This window comes from Dyella humicola (genome assembly GCF_026283945.1).
Classification (GTDB): Bacteria; Pseudomonadota; Gammaproteobacteria; order Xanthomonadales; family Rhodanobacteraceae; genus Dyella; species Dyella humicola.
The window spans coordinates 1,191,556-1,207,522 of the sequence record NZ_JAPDPC010000001.1; the positions used below are offsets into that span (position 1 = coordinate 1,191,556).

Annotated in this window: 15 protein-coding genes; 6 read left to right on the forward strand and 9 right to left on the reverse strand. The window is 63.4% G+C overall.

Translation table 11 applies throughout. The features are described 5' to 3' along the window. Positions 1–76: 76 nt before the first annotated feature. Positions 77–397: a putative hemolysin gene (locus tag OUZ30_RS05150; protein WP_266181115.1), complete on the reverse strand. Its 321-nt coding sequence runs from the start codon at positions 395–397 to the stop codon at positions 77–79. Positions 398–568: 171 nt separating this feature from the next. On the opposite strand from OUZ30_RS05150, the gene OUZ30_RS05155 reads away from it, so the two are divergent. Beyond that, positions 569–1,960, forward strand: coding sequence for a pyridoxal phosphate-dependent decarboxylase family protein (locus OUZ30_RS05155; protein WP_266181116.1), 1,392 nt, complete (start codon positions 569–571; stop codon positions 1,958–1,960). Between the two features lie 60 nt (positions 1,961–2,020). Here the strand turns inward: OUZ30_RS05155 and OUZ30_RS05160 are convergent, their stop codons facing one another. Next, the gene (locus OUZ30_RS05160; protein WP_266181117.1) at positions 2,021–4,057 is read right to left on the reverse strand and encodes a M13 family metallopeptidase; all 2,037 of its coding nucleotides are present in this window, start codon (positions 4,055–4,057) and stop codon (positions 2,021–2,023) included. A 164-nt stretch (positions 4,058–4,221) separates the two neighbouring features. Here OUZ30_RS05160 and OUZ30_RS05165 point away from each other — a divergent pair, with 164 nt between their 5' ends. Then, complete coding sequence (locus tag OUZ30_RS05165) at positions 4,222–4,770, forward strand: GNAT family N-acetyltransferase (protein ID WP_266181118.1); 549 nt, start codon at positions 4,222–4,224, stop codon at positions 4,768–4,770. Further along, positions 4,767–5,087: a non-heme iron oxygenase ferredoxin subunit gene (locus OUZ30_RS05170; RefSeq protein WP_266181120.1), complete on the forward strand. Its 321-nt coding sequence runs from the start codon at positions 4,767–4,769 to the stop codon at positions 5,085–5,087. Before OUZ30_RS05165 ends, OUZ30_RS05170 begins: the two co-directional genes overlap by 4 nt. 79 nt (positions 5,088–5,166) lie before the next feature. Here OUZ30_RS05170 and OUZ30_RS05175 read toward each other — a convergent pair whose 3' ends face one another. Genes OUZ30_RS05175 through OUZ30_RS05195 form a run of 5 tightly spaced genes read right to left on the reverse strand, consistent with a single transcriptional unit; the run spans position 5,167 to position 10,163 of the window. Then, complete coding sequence (locus tag OUZ30_RS05175; RefSeq protein WP_266181121.1) at positions 5,167–5,976, reverse strand: MipA/OmpV family protein; 810 nt, start codon at positions 5,974–5,976, stop codon at positions 5,167–5,169. Between the two features lie 28 nt (positions 5,977–6,004). Then, positions 6,005–6,940, reverse strand: a complete 936-nt coding sequence (locus OUZ30_RS05180) for an efflux RND transporter periplasmic adaptor subunit (RefSeq protein WP_266181122.1) — start codon at positions 6,938–6,940, stop codon at positions 6,005–6,007. Continuing rightward, complete coding sequence (locus OUZ30_RS05185; protein WP_266181124.1) at positions 6,937–7,695, reverse strand: ABC transporter ATP-binding protein; 759 nt, start codon at positions 7,693–7,695, stop codon at positions 6,937–6,939. Before OUZ30_RS05185 ends, OUZ30_RS05180 begins: the two co-directional genes overlap by 4 nt. 3 nt (positions 7,696–7,698) lie before the next feature. Then, on the reverse strand, positions 7,699–8,832 hold the full coding sequence (locus OUZ30_RS05190) for an ABC transporter permease (RefSeq protein WP_266181125.1): 1,134 nt from the start codon (positions 8,830–8,832) through the stop codon (positions 7,699–7,701). Further along, positions 8,832–10,163 carry a TolC family protein gene (locus tag OUZ30_RS05195; RefSeq protein WP_266181126.1) on the reverse strand — a complete coding sequence of 444 codons (1,332 nt, stop codon included), beginning with the start codon at positions 10,161–10,163 and terminating at the stop codon, positions 8,832–8,834. The genes OUZ30_RS05190 and OUZ30_RS05195 overlap by 1 nt, the downstream gene beginning before the upstream one ends. Positions 10,164–10,619: 456 nt before the next feature. Between OUZ30_RS05195 and OUZ30_RS05200 the strand changes: the two genes are divergently transcribed. Both OUZ30_RS05200 and OUZ30_RS05205 read left to right on the forward strand, forming a co-directional pair. Continuing rightward, positions 10,620–11,324, forward strand: coding sequence for an MtnX-like HAD-IB family phosphatase (locus tag OUZ30_RS05200; protein ID WP_266181128.1), 705 nt, complete (start codon positions 10,620–10,622; stop codon positions 11,322–11,324). A 53-nt stretch (positions 11,325–11,377) separates the two neighbouring features. After that, the gene (locus OUZ30_RS05205; protein ID WP_266181129.1) at positions 11,378–12,787 is read left to right on the forward strand and encodes an aspartate aminotransferase family protein; all 1,410 of its coding nucleotides are present in this window, start codon (positions 11,378–11,380) and stop codon (positions 12,785–12,787) included. Between the two features lie 148 nt (positions 12,788–12,935). Here the strand turns inward: OUZ30_RS05205 and OUZ30_RS05210 are convergent, their stop codons facing one another. Together OUZ30_RS05210 and OUZ30_RS05215 are read right to left on the reverse strand one after the other, a co-directional pair. Continuing rightward, entirely contained in the window at positions 12,936–14,276 is a 1,341-nt protein-coding gene (locus tag OUZ30_RS05210) for a sensor histidine kinase (protein WP_266183105.1), read from the reverse strand. A 107-nt stretch (positions 14,277–14,383) separates the two neighbouring features. Further along, entirely contained in the window at positions 14,384–15,073 is a 690-nt protein-coding gene (locus OUZ30_RS05215) for a response regulator (protein WP_266181130.1), read from the reverse strand. Between the two features lie 225 nt (positions 15,074–15,298). Here OUZ30_RS05215 and OUZ30_RS05220 point away from each other — a divergent pair, with 225 nt between their 5' ends. Continuing rightward, complete coding sequence (locus OUZ30_RS05220; RefSeq protein WP_266181131.1) at positions 15,299–15,958, forward strand: PepSY-associated TM helix domain-containing protein; 660 nt, start codon at positions 15,299–15,301, stop codon at positions 15,956–15,958. The last annotated feature ends 9 nt before the right edge of the window (positions 15,959–15,967 follow it).

The following is a 15,967-nucleotide window of genomic DNA, read 5'->3' on the forward strand; positions in this document are numbered from 1 at the left end:
CCTTGTTGCAATGGGGCAGCTGGAGCGGCCGGTTGGCCGCTTTCGACCAACGTGTTGCCTGGCAACAAAATATCGCTCAGGGTCTTGCTGGACTCGATGCGGACGCCGGCTTAGGCGGAGCGACGCATTGATGGTCACGGAACAGTGCCCATTCCTCGCATTCGCGACCATCGGGAAACAGGCAAACGCCGTAGATATTGCCCGCAGCATCGCGGCGCAAGTTGACTCGCCCACCCTGTTCGGTGCAACTGACCGAGGCCGGATTGGGTATGCCGATGCGTGGCCTTGGCGCTGAGCTCGCGATACCGGGTGTGGGTGGCGCGGCTGGTGGCGGTGCCTGCTGTGAGGTGCAGGCGGCAAGCATGAGCATGAGCGTTGCAAGGATGGCGGACTTCATGTGCACTCCGAGGACGCTTAGTCATTCCGTGGCGCGACGTTAGCGCCCGCGCGAGCGGCGATGAACGCGACCACCATGAAAGCCTGATGACGTCTTGGCCAGATATACCGTGTTGAATGTCGGCACTATGTGTGCAGTGATGGCGACAACCCATGGGTCCAAGGAGGTTCCATGCACCACCGCCTTAAGGATGATCTCTCAAGCTTCGATGCCATTCTTGATCAGGCCCGTGCCATGGCCGGGGCCTATCTGGAGACGCTTGATCAGCGTCCCGCGGCTGCCACGCTTCCGCCTGAGCTGCCGCCTATCGCATTGCCGGCGCGCGGCGAGGGTGCGCGTGCCGTACTGCGGCGCTTCGAGCGTGACTACGCGGCGTTGCTGTCGGGGAGCCCGGGTCCGCGCTATTTCGGCTTCGTCACGGGTGGCGGTACGCCGGCATCGTTGGCGGCCGACTGGTTGGTAAGCACCTATGACCAGAACACGCAGCGCAATGGCGATACCTGCGCTTCGACCATCGAGCTGCAGGCAGTCGACATGCTTCGCCAGTTGCTGGGCTGGCCCGCCGAATGGACGGGCGCCTGCGTGACAGGGGCGACCATGGCGAACTATGTCGGCATGGCGCTGGCCCGGCAATGGGTCGGTCTTCACTACGATCGCGACATTGCCGCTGACGGCCTGCAGGGATTGCCGTCCATTCCGGTGTTTGCTGGAAGTGCACACTCCAGCACGCTAAAGGCACTGAGCATGGCCGGCCTTGGCCGTAACGCCGTGCAGACACTGCCGCAGTTGCCGGGGCGCGAAGCATTCGACGTCGGCGCGCTTGAACAGCGGTTGCGCGAGCGTGGCGACCAGCCAAGCATCGTGGTGGCCAGCGCCGGCACGGTGAATACCGTGGATTTCGATGATCTGGCTGCGATCGCCAAGCTCAAGCAGCGCTATCGCTTCTGGCTGCATGTGGATGCTGCCTTCGGTGGTGTGGCGGGAGCCTCCGAGCCGCGCCGTGCCTTGATGGCTGGCATCGAGGCGGCGGACTCGGTGACGGTCGATGCACACAAATGGCTCAATGTGCCTTACGACTGTGCCGTGGCCTACACCGCGCATCTGCCTTTACAGGTCGAAGTATTCCAGAACCACTCCGCCTATCTGCCGGCACCGGAGCCGTTGCCCGATCACTTTCTTCATTTAACGCCGGAGAACTCGCGTCGCTTCCGCGCGCTGCCGTTGTGGATGGGTCTGCTGGCGTATGGCCGCGAAGGGTATGCGGATGTGGTGGAGTGCAACTGCGAGGCCGCACGCTACCTGGGTGAGTTGATTGCCGCCGATACACGGTTCCGATTGGCGGCGCCGGTGCGGCTCAACGTGGTTTGCTTCGCTCCCGTTAGTGCTGATGCGCAGGCCATTGCCGTGTTGCAGAAGGCGATGCACAAGTATGGCACCGCTTATCTGTCTCCCTCGATACTGCATGGTGAGCCGATACTGCGCGCCGCGATCTGCAATTGGCGGACGACCAGGGACGACATCGATCTCGCTTTCGCAGCATTGCAACGTCTGGTGTCCCGATAAAAAAAGCGCCGTGGCTGAGCCACGGCGCCTTGATTGACTCTTTGAGCAACGAAGCCGTCGTTACCAGATCTTCACCTGCCTATCGGCAGCGCGGACCATCTTGTCGCCGGCCTTGCACTGGAACGCCTGGGCGAACGCGGGCATGTTGGACGGCGCACCGATGGCGCGGAACTGCGATGGTGCATGCGGATCGGTATTGAGCAGGGTCAGCTGCGCTTCCGGCCGGATATTGCCACGCCAAACGCGACCCCAGTTAAGGAAGAAGCGCTGCTCCTGCGTGTAGCCGTCGATCTTCTTCTTCGCTTCGGCGGGATTCTTGGCCAGTGCCATCTGCAGCGCATCGTAGGAGGCGTTGAGGCCGCCCAGGTCGCCGATGTTCTCACCCATGGTCAACTTGCCGTTGACGAACTTGCCGGGCAAGGCCTCGTAGCTGTCGAACTGCGCAGCAAGCCTGTCGGTGCGCTCGTTGAACGCGGCGCGGTCGGCGTCGGTCCACCAGTTCACATTGTTGCCCTGGGCGTCGAACTTGCTGCCCTGGTCGTCGTAGCCGTGGCCCATTTCGTGGCCGATGACGGCGCCGATGCCACCATAGTTGAGTGCGTCATCCACCTTCGCGTCGAAGAACGGCGGCTGCAGGATCGCCGCCGGGAACACGATTTCGTTCTTCTGCGCGTTGTAGTACGCGTTCACCGTTTGTGGCGTCATGCCCCATTCGGTGCGGTCGACCGGCTTGCCGATCTTCGCCACCATATAGTCGTAATTGAATTTCTCCGCGGTCTGCACGTTGGCGAAGTAGTTGCCTTGCTGAATCTCCAGGCCGGTCCAGTCGCGCCACTGGTCGGGGTAGCCGATCTTCGGCGTGAACGTGGCCCACTTCTCCAGCGCCTTCTGCTTGGTGGCGTCGCTCATCCACTCCAGCTTCTCGATGCGCGCCTTGTAGGAGGCACGAAGATTGGTGACCAGTTCCTGCGCGCGCTGCTTCGATTCCGGCGAGAACGTCTGTGCGACGTAAAGCTGGCCCAGCGCCATGCCCATGCCGCCCTCGACGGTGTCGAGCGTGCGCTTCCAGCGCGACTTCATTTCCTTCTGGCCGTTGAGCGTCTGCGCGTTGAAGGCGAAGTCTTCCTGCTGGAACGGCGTGGACAGGTAGGGCGCAGCGTTGTCGATGGCATGGAAGCGCAGATACGCCTGCCAGTCGGCGACCGGTACGTCGCCCAGCATCTTGTCGAACTCAGCGAAGAACTTCGGCTGCGACAACGAGAAACCGCTGGTTACATCAGCGTTCTGTGCTTTGAAGAAAGCCGTCCAATCGAAGTGCGGCGTTACCTTGTTGGCATCGGCAATGCTGACGTAGTGGTAGCGGTTCTCCGGCTGGCGCAGTTCGGTGGGCACCAGGGAGGCACCCGCCAGACGGGTCTCGAGCGCCATCACGGCCTTGGCCTGCTTCTGCGCGTCGTCGCTGCTTACGCCAGTCAGTTCCAGCGTGCGCGCGATGTGTGCGACATAGGCCGTGCGGATTTTCTCGAAGTCCGGCTTGCTGTAGTAATCGGCGGTAGGGAGCCCCAGTCCGCCCTGGCCAGCGTAGGCGATCTGCTTGCTGGAATCCTTGAAGTCAGGGTTGCCGTAGAAGCGGAATGCCACGGGATTGCCCTGGGCGTAGCTGTCGCTGATATAGGCTGCGATATCGCTGCTGTTCTTCAGTCCGGCAATGCGTGCCAGCTCCGGCTTGATCGGCTCGAAGCCGGCCTTTTCGATGGCAGCCTCGTCCATGCCAGACGCATACAGGTAGCCGATCTTTTGTTCGATCGAACCCGGCTTGGCCTTGGCGGCGTCCCTGGCAGCCTTCTCGACAATGGTGTGCTGGGCGTTGAGGCTGGCCTCGCGCAGCGCGTCGAACGAGCCCCAGCGCGTGCGGTCGGCGGGGATGGGGTTGGCGGCGAGCCATTTCGCATTGACGAAGCCGTTGAAGTCGTTGCACACGTCCTTGGCGCTGTCGAGCTCCTTGATATCGAAGCTGCCCGACGGTGCGGCCCAAACGCCACTACAGAAGGCCATGCCAACGGCGAGCGCCAGCGGTTTCACAATGCGGTTCTTCATGGATTCTCCTGTGATGGGATGCGCGTGGTGCATCCGGACGACGATGGTGCATTCCGAGGCCGCCATGACCCCACCGGACAGGCTAGGCAACGCGGCGGGACCGCGCACAGTGTCGAAGGTCATTGTGCGGTGCGATCGGCAGTCATCGGCTTTATGATGAGTGGATGCCTACATCTCGCCCCCCTGTTTATCGCACGGCCGTTGCCACCGACGTGCCTGCCATCGTTGACCTGGTCGAATCCGCCTACCGCGGTGAATCTGGCCAGCGCGGCTGGACCACCGAAACCCACTTGCTGGATGGCCGGCGAACTGACGCTGAAAGCGTGGCCGACCTGATTGCCCGCGCCGGCAGCGTGGTATTGCTCGCGGAGCGCGCGGGCGAGCTGTTGGCCTGCTGCAACATCGAACGACAGGGGAATGCAGGTTACTTCGGTATGTTCGCCGTCACCCCCGAGCTGCAGATGGCGGGCCTGGGTCGTGCGTTGTTGGGCGAGGCCGAGCGATTCGTGCGCAACGAGTGGGACGGCGCGTTCATGCACATGACGGTGATCGAACAACGCGCCGAGTTGATCGCGTGGTACGAGCGTCGGGGCTATCGACTTACCGGTGAATTCAAGCCGTTTCCCTATGGCCAGGAACGCTTCGGCATTCCGCGTCGTGAGGACTTGCGTTTCGTCTGCATGAGCAAATCGCTGAACGAGGTGGCTGCATGAATCTCGCCAACTGGATTTTCGTGGGAACGCGCAGCGAATTGCTGCCCGGCGAATTCAAAGTGGTGTGGGATGGCGATACCGCCATCGCCGTCTACAACATCGACGGCGATCTCTACGCCATCGAGGACGTCTGCAGCCATGATGGTGGTGATCTCGCGGGTGGCGAAGTGCACGGATTCGAAGTGGAGTGCCCGCGCCATGGCGCGCGTTTCGACCTGCGTACCGGAGCCGTCACGTGCCCGCCCGCCTATGAGCCCATCGCGAGCTTCCCCGTGCACGAAGTCGATGGACAGATCTGGACGCGTGACGATCGCTGAACCTGGCTCAGGGAATGTCTCGCTGCGCTTGCAGCGGACCCACTAAAGGGCTCGTTCGGATTGGCCGATAGCGGCGATTTCAGAAGCGGTACGAGAAGGCCAGCGTCGTCGTAAGCTGATTGGCATTGCCGAAGTGTCGTACCAGCGGGCTATCTGCTGCCTGGTCGAGCAGGCGCGTGTAGTCGATCAGGATGGCAAAGCCGGTATGCAGGCTGGTCGGCATGAAGGCGCTGTATTCCAGTGAAATCTGCTGACTGCCGGAACCCGGGCTCCATGGATCCACGCCGAGTTGTTGCGCCTGTTGCGGCGTGAGCCCGAAAAAGCGTCGCATGGCCGGGCCATTCATGCCCTGCCACTGCACTTCCACGTTGTGCATCAGGTAGCCGATGGCGGGAAGATCGTAATCGGCATACAACGTGTAGTACGCGCCAGCGCCATTGGTGTCATGGCTCACGGTCGTCCCCACATCGAACTGCACGGTGAAGTGATATTCGAGATAGCCGCCTAGGTTCAGCCGAGCCGGCAGCGAGTCGACGATGCCTTCGAGCTGGGGGCCGAGCTCATCACGATCGCGTCCCCACTGATAGTTGCCGTACAGGCCGCCGTGCCATTGGCTTTCGTGAATCAGGTCCACGGTGAGGCCGTCGGTGGTGGACAGCGTGATATGCCAAGGAAGCTCGGCATAGATGAAGGGGACCGGCTGATTTTGCTGGTGATTGGCGCCCGGCCAGGCGGGCATGCGCTGGAGGCCGGCGCCAAGCAGGATCGTGGGGCCTTCCAACGGGTCATCCGCATGGGCGCTGGTTGCCGTGCCCATCATCAGTGCCAGCGCGACGAGCAGCGATTTGAATGCCAGAGCGATCGGGCGCTTGCGTCCGTACGAAGTCATATGAACACGCTCGGGAGCTGGCAGAGCTTCAGGAGCCGGACTTGCCCGAGGGGCTGGCGTCACCTTCGAACTGAACGATGACTCGTTGCCCAATGCGCAGCGAGGCCGGTGGTGGTTGGTCGAACACGAGCACGCACTGCACCGTGCGAGTATTTGCCCGGATCAGCGGATCCTCCTCCAGCGCACTTGGTCCGAATACTGTACCTACGCGCTGTACACGTGCCGTCAACGTGGGAGCGCCGCTGCCGCTGTCGTCCACGACCTTGGCGCGCATGCCTTCATGCACGGTACCGACAAAGGATTCGTTGAGCTCGGCGCGCACGATGCGCGCTCCTTCGGGCAGCAGCACAAAGGCGGGGCCGGTTTGCGGTGACACCGCGGCTCCGGGCTGGATCAGGCGTTCAACGATCTGAGCATCGACCGGGGCGGTCAGGCTGCGTTGCGCCAGTTCGTAGCGTGCGGCTTCGGTCTTGTGCGCGGCCATGGCTGCGTTCGCGCGCGCGCCGTCCAGCTCGCCCTGCAGCTGTTGTGCAGCTTCGCGTGCGTCATCGGCGCTTTGGCCATCGCCAGCGCCGGCTGCCGCGGCTGCCGCGAGGCGTTCGGCGCGTTGCTGGGCTGCCTTGAGGCGTACTTCGAGCAATTTGCCTAGCGCGACTGCCTGTTGCTGCTCGGCCTCGGCAGCGCTCACCGCCAGTTGGGCCGGCTTGGTGTCAAGCATGGCGAGCACCTGGCCCTTACGCACGTGATCACCCTCATGCACCTTGATATCGGCCACCACGCCCTCGCGCGGCATGCTGAGCCTGAGCAAGCCACCTTCGATGTCGACGCGCCCGCGCGCTACCGCCGCGAATGCGGGGGCGGCTGCCTGGGTGCTGGCCTTGCCACTGTCGTCGTGCGAGCAGGCACAAAGCAGCGACGTGGCAACGGCCAAGGCAAGCAACGGGGAAAACAGACGCAAACTCATGCTGAAGGTTCCTCGATGCCTGGCGTAGGCGTCGATAGGGGTGACGGCACACGGTCGCTAAGGATACGGCCATCCTCCATCCCCAGCACGCGATCCGCATGGCCGACCAGGCGAGGATCGTGGCTGACGCACAACACCGTGGTGCCATGCGTGCGCGCGATGCGATGCAGGATGTCGATGATGATCTGACCGTTCGCGGAGTCGAGCGCACTGGTGGGTTCGTCGGCGAACAGCAGGTCCGGCTCCTTGGCCAGCGCGCGTGCAATCGCCACGCGCTGCTTCTCGCCACCGGAAAGTTCGGATGGGCGCAGGCCCATGCGCGGTCCCAGGCCCACTTCTTCCAGCGAGGCCCTGGCACGGCGGCGCGCTTCCACAGGGGTGATGCCGAGATAGCTTAGCGGTAGCTCAACCTGCTCCAGCGCGTTGAGCGCGGGGAACAGGTTGAAGCCCTGGAACACGAAGCCGGTGTGATGCAGGCGGAAGCGTTCGAGTGCACGCTTGTCGAGCACACTCAGATCCTGACCGAGCGCGATCACATGGCCGCTGTCCGTGCCCTGCAGGCCACTCAGAATGGCCAGCAGGGTGCTCTTGCCACAGCCGGAGGGTCCGGAGATGAGGGTCAGCTCTCCGGCGCGCATGTCCAGGGTGAGGTCGTGCAGCACGGTGGCGCGGACAGCGCCCGACGCGAATGACTTGCTGACATTGCGCGCCTGCAACGAAATGGAGGGCGCGGGTGGGAGCGACGTGTGATTCATTGCTTACCTCAACAACGTCGCCGGGTCGGCACGGTGCAGGCTGCGCATGGCCGCCAGGCCCGACACAATGGCCAATCCCATGCCTACCACCAGGCAGGCGAGTGCCGTCCAGGGATCGAGCGCCACCGGCACACTGCGGGTGCGTGCGAGCACCAAGGCGATGCCGCCAAGCACCGTGCTACCGACCAGCCCGATGGCGCCGACCCAGAACGCCTGTTCCATCACGACCTTGCGCAATTCGCCCACGCCGACGCCGAGTGCGTTGAGGGTGGCGTATTCGCGAATCGATCCGATCACGGCGGCTACCAGGGTCTGGCTGGTAATCACCGCGCCGACCAGGAACACGATGCCGGCCAGGAACAGCACGCCCGCGCCCGCGCCGGTGTCGAACATCCAGTAAAGCTGCGAGCGGCGTGCGAAATCCTGCGCGGTCCACACGTCGTATTTGCCGAAAGCCGTGTTTCCGCGCAGCCGATCGGCGACATCGTTGGCGATGGAGGGATCGCGCAGCTTGGCCACGAAATACGTCATGCGGTTGGCATTGGACGGGTCGGTATCCAGCTCCGACGCCGTGGCCAGCGAGGCCACCACGTTCACGCCGCCCAGCGCACGCAGGCCGTTGCTGACACCCACCACGCGTACGCGATGGCCATTGATGACCGCCGTGTCGCCAACGCGCACGCCCAGGCTATCAAGGTCCGCGCGATCCACGATCACTGCATCCGGCTCGTTGAGCCGAGCACGCAAAGCAGGGGGCAGGGCATGCGCGAACAGCATGCCATCGGGGCGCGCGTTGATGCCGGAGACGAATACCGACACGCCGCCGGTATCGCTGGGGCCACGCCAGTCGGCGTCGACCCAGTGAAACGGCTCCACCGCTGTCACGGCCGGGTCCATGCGCAAGCGCATTTCCACGCCAGCGTCGATGGATCGGCCGAGGTTGACGCTTTGCGTGCCCGGATAGCCGGCCCACAAGTCCGCCGACGAGCCGGTGATGTACACGCTGGCACTGCCGAAGATGCCTAGCACCAACGCAGCCTGCAGCAACTGCAGCAGGCCGGCGAAACCCACGGCGACGATGGCGGGCAGGAAGCGGCGCCATTCGTAGATCAGAGTCTTGCGCGCGAGTGACACCATCAGTCGGCACTCGGTGGCAAGGCAGGGACGGGCATGGATGCGCCGCCAAGTGCCTTGTACAGCGCGACATAGGCCAGGTCGCGCGCCGCCACGGCGCCCACGACCTCGAGTTCTGCGCGATGACCTTCGATCAGACCATCTTGCACGTCGAGGTTGCTGCCCAGGTTCAGTTCGGCGCGCTTGTGTAGCGCGGCCATGCTGGTTTGTAGTGCTTGGGCAGCCTGTTGCGACGCCGTCTCGCGACCGCGCAGCTGCTCCAGATCACCCATGGCGGTTTCCGCCTCTGCCACGCCTTGCAACACGGCCTGGCGATACGCCAGCACAGCGGCACGCAGCTCATGGTCCTTGGCGTGGGCATTGGCCACGCGCTGGCCCCAGTCAAACAGCGGGATGTCGATGATCGGGCCATACGAGAAGATCGCTTCCCCCGTATGTACCCGGTAATTGCTGGCGATATTGGACGACCATTGCAGCGACGCGCCCAGGCCGATATGCGGATAAATCTCGGCACGACTCATGCCGAGTTCGCCAGCGGCGCGCAACACATCGGCCTCGGCGCTCTGGATCTCCGGTCGCGCGCGCAGCATATCGGCCGGCGCGCTGGTCAGCTGCCACTCGCCGAGCTGTGGCTGGGTACCAGGTTGCAACCACTGCGGATCGGGTTCGTTCTGGCCCACCAGCACCGCCAATTGCTGGGCGCTGCTGTTGATCACCTGCTCTGGGTCGGCCAAGGCCGCCTGCGCGCGTGCGAGCTCGGCCTGGGCTCGGGCCACCTCCTGCGGAGGCACTAGTTTCAGTTGTTCGCGGACTTGCAGCAGCCGAAGCTTTTCCTGCTGGGCGTCACGGATGGCCGTCAACAGTTGCGCCTGCCGCTGGGCCGAACGCAGTTCGATCCAGCGGCGGCTGACTTCGGCCACCAGCGAAACCTGCGCGCCACGTAACGCGGCGCTGGCGCCGTCGAGCTGGCCCTGCGAGATTCGGCCGGTGCTTTGCCAGGCGCCGAACAAGGGCAATTCCCATAGCGCGTCGAAGCCGACGACAAAATACGAGGCTGTCGTGTCGGGGTCGATCACGTCGTTGGTGCGCCCGTGCAACGAAGGCAGGTAGCCGTCGTGAGCATGGCGATTCAACAGGCGAGCCGCGCGCATGCGCTCGGCGGCCTGCGCGACATCGAGATTGCCCTGCAGGGCACGATCGATCAGCGCGTTCAACTCGGGGTCGCCCAGTGCCTGCCACCAACCGTGCAGGTCGGTCGTCGGCGGAGCGACGCCGATCGGCGCATTGCGCCAGGTCTCGGGTAGGGGGGGCTTGAGCTGAGGCAGCGGCGCCACCGAGCATCCGGCCAGCAGAACCAGGCCCCATGCCAGCAGCCCCGGCGCCAGGCGGTGGCCGCGGGTCGTTATTCCTTGGACCGACGTTAGCGGATTATATCGACGCTGAAGCACGAAATTCCCGAAAATTCAGGTAAATGGAGTCCGTTTTATGACCGCAAGCTAAACCACCGATGCTCTTTCTGATCCCGATACGGTCACGAGGTTCCACGTAGAGGGAGAACAACAGTTGCCTGGGGCCACCCACTGTGAATATCGGTGGTGCGCTGGGCTCGATCGTAAATGAACAAGGATACTTGAGGACGCTTACGAGTGGCTTTGTGGAAATGAATTGCCGGTTTTGGCTACGTTCCGGAACGGCCTCACCCCACACTTCGCGCAGTATCTTTCGGAAAGAAAGGAGGCCGAAAGGGGTGGGTACCTATCGTGTCGCCATCCTGCAATGCGGAGCTTTACGTGACTGGTTGGACCATTCTCTGCGATTTCGACGGCACCATCTCTGTCGAGGACGTCATCGACTCGCTGCTTGACCGCTTTGGCCGCCCGGGTTGGGAAACCTTGGAGCAGGACTGGCGTGCAGGCCGCATCGGCTCGCGCGAGTGCATGACCGGCCAGGTTTCCCTGCTGGACATGACTCCCGAGGCGCTGGACAAGCATCTCTCCTCGTTGTGGATCGATCACGCCTTCCCGGCGTTCGTGAAGAAAGCCCGTGAGCTGTCCACGCCCATCCGGGTGGTGAGCGACGGTCTCGATTACGCCATCCACAAGATCCTGGGTCGTTATGGCCTGGACGATCTGCCGTTGGCGGCCAATCACCTTGCGCCGGCTACCCCGCCGCGCCAGTGGCAGCTCACCTCGCCATTCCAGGCCGAAGGTTGCCGTAGCGGTACCTGCAAGTGCGCCGTTGCCGCTCAGGCGAGCAAGGGTGGCACCAAGACTTTGCTGATCGGTGATGGCGCCTCGGACTTCTGCGCCGCCGACCGCGTCGATTTCGTGTTTGCCAAGCATCGTTTGATCGAACATTGCCGCGCTGCGGGCATACCGTATGTGCCGATTACCGGTTTCGAGGACGCGCTGGAGCTGTTGCCGCGCCTGCTCGATGGCAGCCTGCTCGCCGAGCATGCGCCGGTTGCGCCCGCGCTGGCTGTTGCCTCCCTCTGATCAGATCCCCCTCCTGATCACCCCAACTATTTGAACGTTTCAGGATTTCTCTGATGAACGCTTTTGACAAGAACGCCGCTGGCGTCGTGATTCCCGACGAGCAGCTGCTGGCTGACGAGGCTCAGTGGAGCTCGTTTGGCGATACCGTCCATTACGTCGACCCGCCGAAGATCTTCCGCCACGGCGAAGGCAGCTGGATGTACGACACCGCCGGCGTGCCGTTCCTCGACCTGCAGATGTGGTACTCCGCCGTCAACTTCGGCTACGGCAACAAGCGCCTCAACGACACGCTGAAGCGCCAGATCGACGTGCTGCCGCAGGTCGCCAGCCAGTACCTGCACCAGACCCGCATCGAGCTGGCCAAGACCATCGCGGTCGACGCGCAGCAGAAGTTCGGCCTGAAGGGCCGCGTCCACTTCAACGTGGGTGGCGCGCAGGCGGTTGAGGATTCGCTCAAGCTGGTGCGCAACTACAGCAACGGCAAGAGCCTGATGTTCGCCTTTGAGGGCGGCTATCACGGCCGTACCCTCGGTGCGTCGTCGATCACCTCCAGCTATCGCTACCGTCGGCGCTTCGGCCACTTCGGCGAGCGCGCGATGTTCATCCCGTTCCCGTATCCGTTCCGTCGCCCGAAGGGCATGACGCCGGAAGAATATTCCGACGCCTGCGTGCGCCAGTTCGAGCGCCTGTTCGAGACGGAATACAACGGCGTGTGGGACCCCAAGGTCAACCAGGCCGAATACGCCGCTTTCTATGTCGAGCCGATCCAGGGCACCGGCGGTTACGTCATCCCGCCGAGGAACTTCTTCAAGGACCTGAAGAAGGTGCTGGACAAGTACGGCATCCTGATGGTCGTCGACGAGATCCAGATGGGTTTCTGGCGTACCGGCAAGCTGTGGTCGATCGAGCACTTCGGCGTGACGCCGGACGTGGTCGTGTTCGGCAAAGCGCTCACCAATGGTCTGAATCCGCTGTCGGGCCTGTGGGCACGCGAAGAGCTGATCAACCCGACCATCTTCCCGCCGGGCTCCACCCACTCGACCTTCAACTCCAACCCGCTGGGTACTTCGCTGGGTCTGGAAGTGATCAAGATGGGTTACGAGCTGAACTACGAGAAGACGGTAGCCGAGAAGGGCGCCCACTTCCTCGACGCGCTGAAGGATCTGCAGAAGCGCCACAAGGAAATCGGCGACGTCGACGGCCTGGGTCTGGCGCTGCGCGCCGAGATCTGCACCGACGATGGCTTCACTCCGAACAAGGCCCTGCTGGACAAGATGGTCGACATCGGCCTGGCCGGCGACCTCGATCACAACGGCAAGAAGATCGGCCTCGTGCTTGACGTGGGTGGCTGGTACAAGAACGTAATCACGTTCGCACCGTCGCTGGACATCTCGCACGAAGAGATCGACTTGGCTATCGCACTGCTCGACCAGCTGCTGACCAAGGCCAAGAAAGCGTTGTAAGACACCACCGCGGAGCTCAGGCTCCGCGGTTGCTGTCGACTGGTTTGTCTCGTGTGATTCCCATGCAGGGGATGTGTGACAACGGCGACGCTTATGCGTCGCCGTATTTTTTTTGAGGTGGGGAAAATGCGCCGTGCGGCGCGCCAGGTCAGTCTGGCGACTTGGACGTGCGCGCAGACGGAAAGGTGATTTCCACACGCAGGCCGCCGCTGCTGCCAGCGAGATAACGCACTTGCGCGTGATGCCGTTCGGCAATGCGTTGCACGATGGCCAGGCCCAGGCCGGTGCCTTCCTCGGTCATGCCGGGCACGCGGAAAAAGCGTTCGCCCAATCGGTCCAGGAATGCCGGTGGCACACCGGGACCATTGTCTTCCACGCTGAGGCAGGGGCAGCCGGAAACGACCGACACGCCCGCAGTCACGACGCTGTTGCGGCCGGCATAGCGCAAGCTGTTGTCGATCAGGTTATCCAGCATTTCCTGCAGCGAGAGGCGGTCGCCGTCGATCCAGACGGGCTCAGGCTGCCCTTCATAACCCAGGTCCACGCCTGCCGCGATGGCCTCGTGCACGCGCAGGCCCAGCAGTTCGGGCACGAGCTGGGCGAGATCGAGCAGGCATTCGGAGCCGTCTTCGCTCAGTTCGGGCGACTGCGCTCGAGTCAAGGCGAGTAGCTGGCTTGAGGTGCGACTGGCGCGTTGGGTCAGGCGCTGGATGTGCTGCAAGGCATCGCTGACGGTTTCCTTGCTGGGATCCACCTGGGCGCGCTCGACATGCACGCGCAGCCCGGCCAAGGGCGTTTTCAGCTGATGCGCGGCATCGGCAATGAATCGTTCCTGCAAGGCCAGCATGCGTCGCTGTCGTGCGAACAGTCCGTCGATGGTGCGTGTGAGCGGAAGAATTTCCACGGGTACGTCGGCGTCGCCAATCGGCGCCAGATCGTGCTCGCGTGCCGCGAGGCGCGCGGTGAGCGGATCGAGCTGGCGCAGGCCCACGCGCACGCCATACAACACCAGGAAGAACACGCCTGCGATCAGCAGTGCCTGTGCCGGAATGCTTAGCAGCAGGATTTCACGCGCGCGCAGGTGGCGGTCATGAAACGTTTCGGCCATGGTGACCGTGAGCTGATCGCTCGGATCGCGCAAGTTGGGAATACGCACCGTGGCGGCACGCAGCTCACGACGCTTCAACGCCGTGGTGAAGAGCGCCGGTTCACCGTCCAGCGTGGCCGCGGAAAGTGCGGCCGATTGCAGTTCCTGGCTGCCGGCCAGCAGGCCGTGTTTCTGGCTGCTGACGTTGAAGTAGTTATGTCCTTCCGGCGCGTATTCGAGCAGAAAGCGCGCCTGCGGCGAGATCTGTCCGCCGAGGTCCTCCTGGCTGAGCATCTGCGCCAGCGTCATCGCGCTGTCGGCGAGGTCGCGGTCGTGCACGTGGTTGGAATAGATCAGGGCGCCGGTGTAGGTGATCAGGCTCTCGATCACCAACAGCAGCATCAGCGGCACGAGCAGCGAGGACAGCAGGCGACGGCGTAAGCTTGGACGCTCGTCCGAGTCGACCACGCGATACAGCCATGCCCTGGCCGGCTCGGACCCAGGTTCGCTCATGCCTTGCTTTCCTTGTCTTCCTTCACTTCCTCCAGCAAATAACCGAGGCCGCGGATGGTGCGGACCTGGGTGCCGGAGTCTGCGAGCTTGCGACGCAGGCGATAAATGGCGATATCCAGCCCGTTATCGGTCAGTTCCTCGTCCCAGCTGCACAAGGCTTCGACCAGTTGCGCGCGGCTGGTGACGCGGTCTGGCCGTGCTGCAAGGGCTTCAAGCAGGCCAAACTCGCGCGCCGTGAGTTCCAATGCGGCGTCACCGATCCATGCGCGATGGCCGGGCAGATCAAGCCGCAGCTGTCCAATGGCCAGCTCCGGTGCGCCTTGTGCGGTATAGCGTCGCAGCAGGGCGCGCACCCGCGCTTCGAACTCGGCCAGGGCGAAGGGTTTGACCAGGTAATCATCAGCACCGAGATCAAGGACACGTACGCGTTCGCGCAGACCTTCGCGAGCGGTGATCACCAGCACAGGCAGGCCGGTGCCGCGCTTGCGTAGTCGCTGAAGTACATCGGCGCCGTCCAGATTAGGTAGGCCGAGATCGAGGATGAGCAGGTCGTAAGGCGTGTCGCGCAGGGCCGCGTCGGCCTTGGCACCATCCGCGACGCAATCCACCGCATGGCCACCCTGGCGCAGCGAAGCGCTGACGCCGGCGGCAATGGAAGGATCGTCCTCGGCAATCAAAATGCGCATGGGGGGTACCGGTGGGGGCGGTCGGCCGGGGGAGTGGTTAGCATGGCGGTGAAGGGGATCAAATTGCGAGTGATTCTCATTTGTGGCAACATTCCGGCCCGATGTCGGGGTAAGCGCCGCACAGGGCGGCAGCTTAGCGCCCCGACCCGATGCTAGGACAGTTCGCGCGCCATCGTTGCATGGCCCGATATGCGTCCGGACGATCCGACAGGCAAGAAGGCAGGCATGGAATCAGCGGCGCGCGCGCATGGCAGCAAAATGGGATCGAGCCGTGGCGGTTCAAGCCGGGCCTTCTGGCTGAAGCAGCTGCATCAATGGCACTGGATCAGCTCGGCGCTGTGCCTGGTCGGCATGCTGTTGTTCGCGGGCACCGGCTTCACGCTCAATCATGCAGGGCAGATCGAAGCGAAAACACAGGCCCTGCAACGCAACGGTCAGCTGCCCGCGCCCTTGCTGCACGCCGTCTCCGGTGACGACGAACGCAAGGGCGTTGCCTTGCCCGACGGCGTGGCCGACTGGGTCAATGGTGCGCTGGGCGTCGACGTGGCTGGCCGCGCCGCTGATTGGTCATCCGATGAGATCTATGTATCGATGCCGCGTCCGGGCGGCGACGCGTGGCTGAGCATCGATCGAGAAAGCGGCAAGGTGGAATACGAGCGCAGCACGCGCGGTGTCATCGCCTACCTCAACGACCTGCACAAGGGGCGGCATGCCGGTGCGGCCTGGGGTTGGTTTATCGACGTCTTTGCGTTGGCCTGCGTGATTTTTTCGGTCACCGGTTTGCTGCTGTTGAAAATGCACGCCGCACAGCGTGGCGCCACCTGGCCGCTGGTGGCCTTCGGTCTGGTGTTGCCGCTGTTGCTGGCCCTTATCTTCATTCATTGACGGGGAATT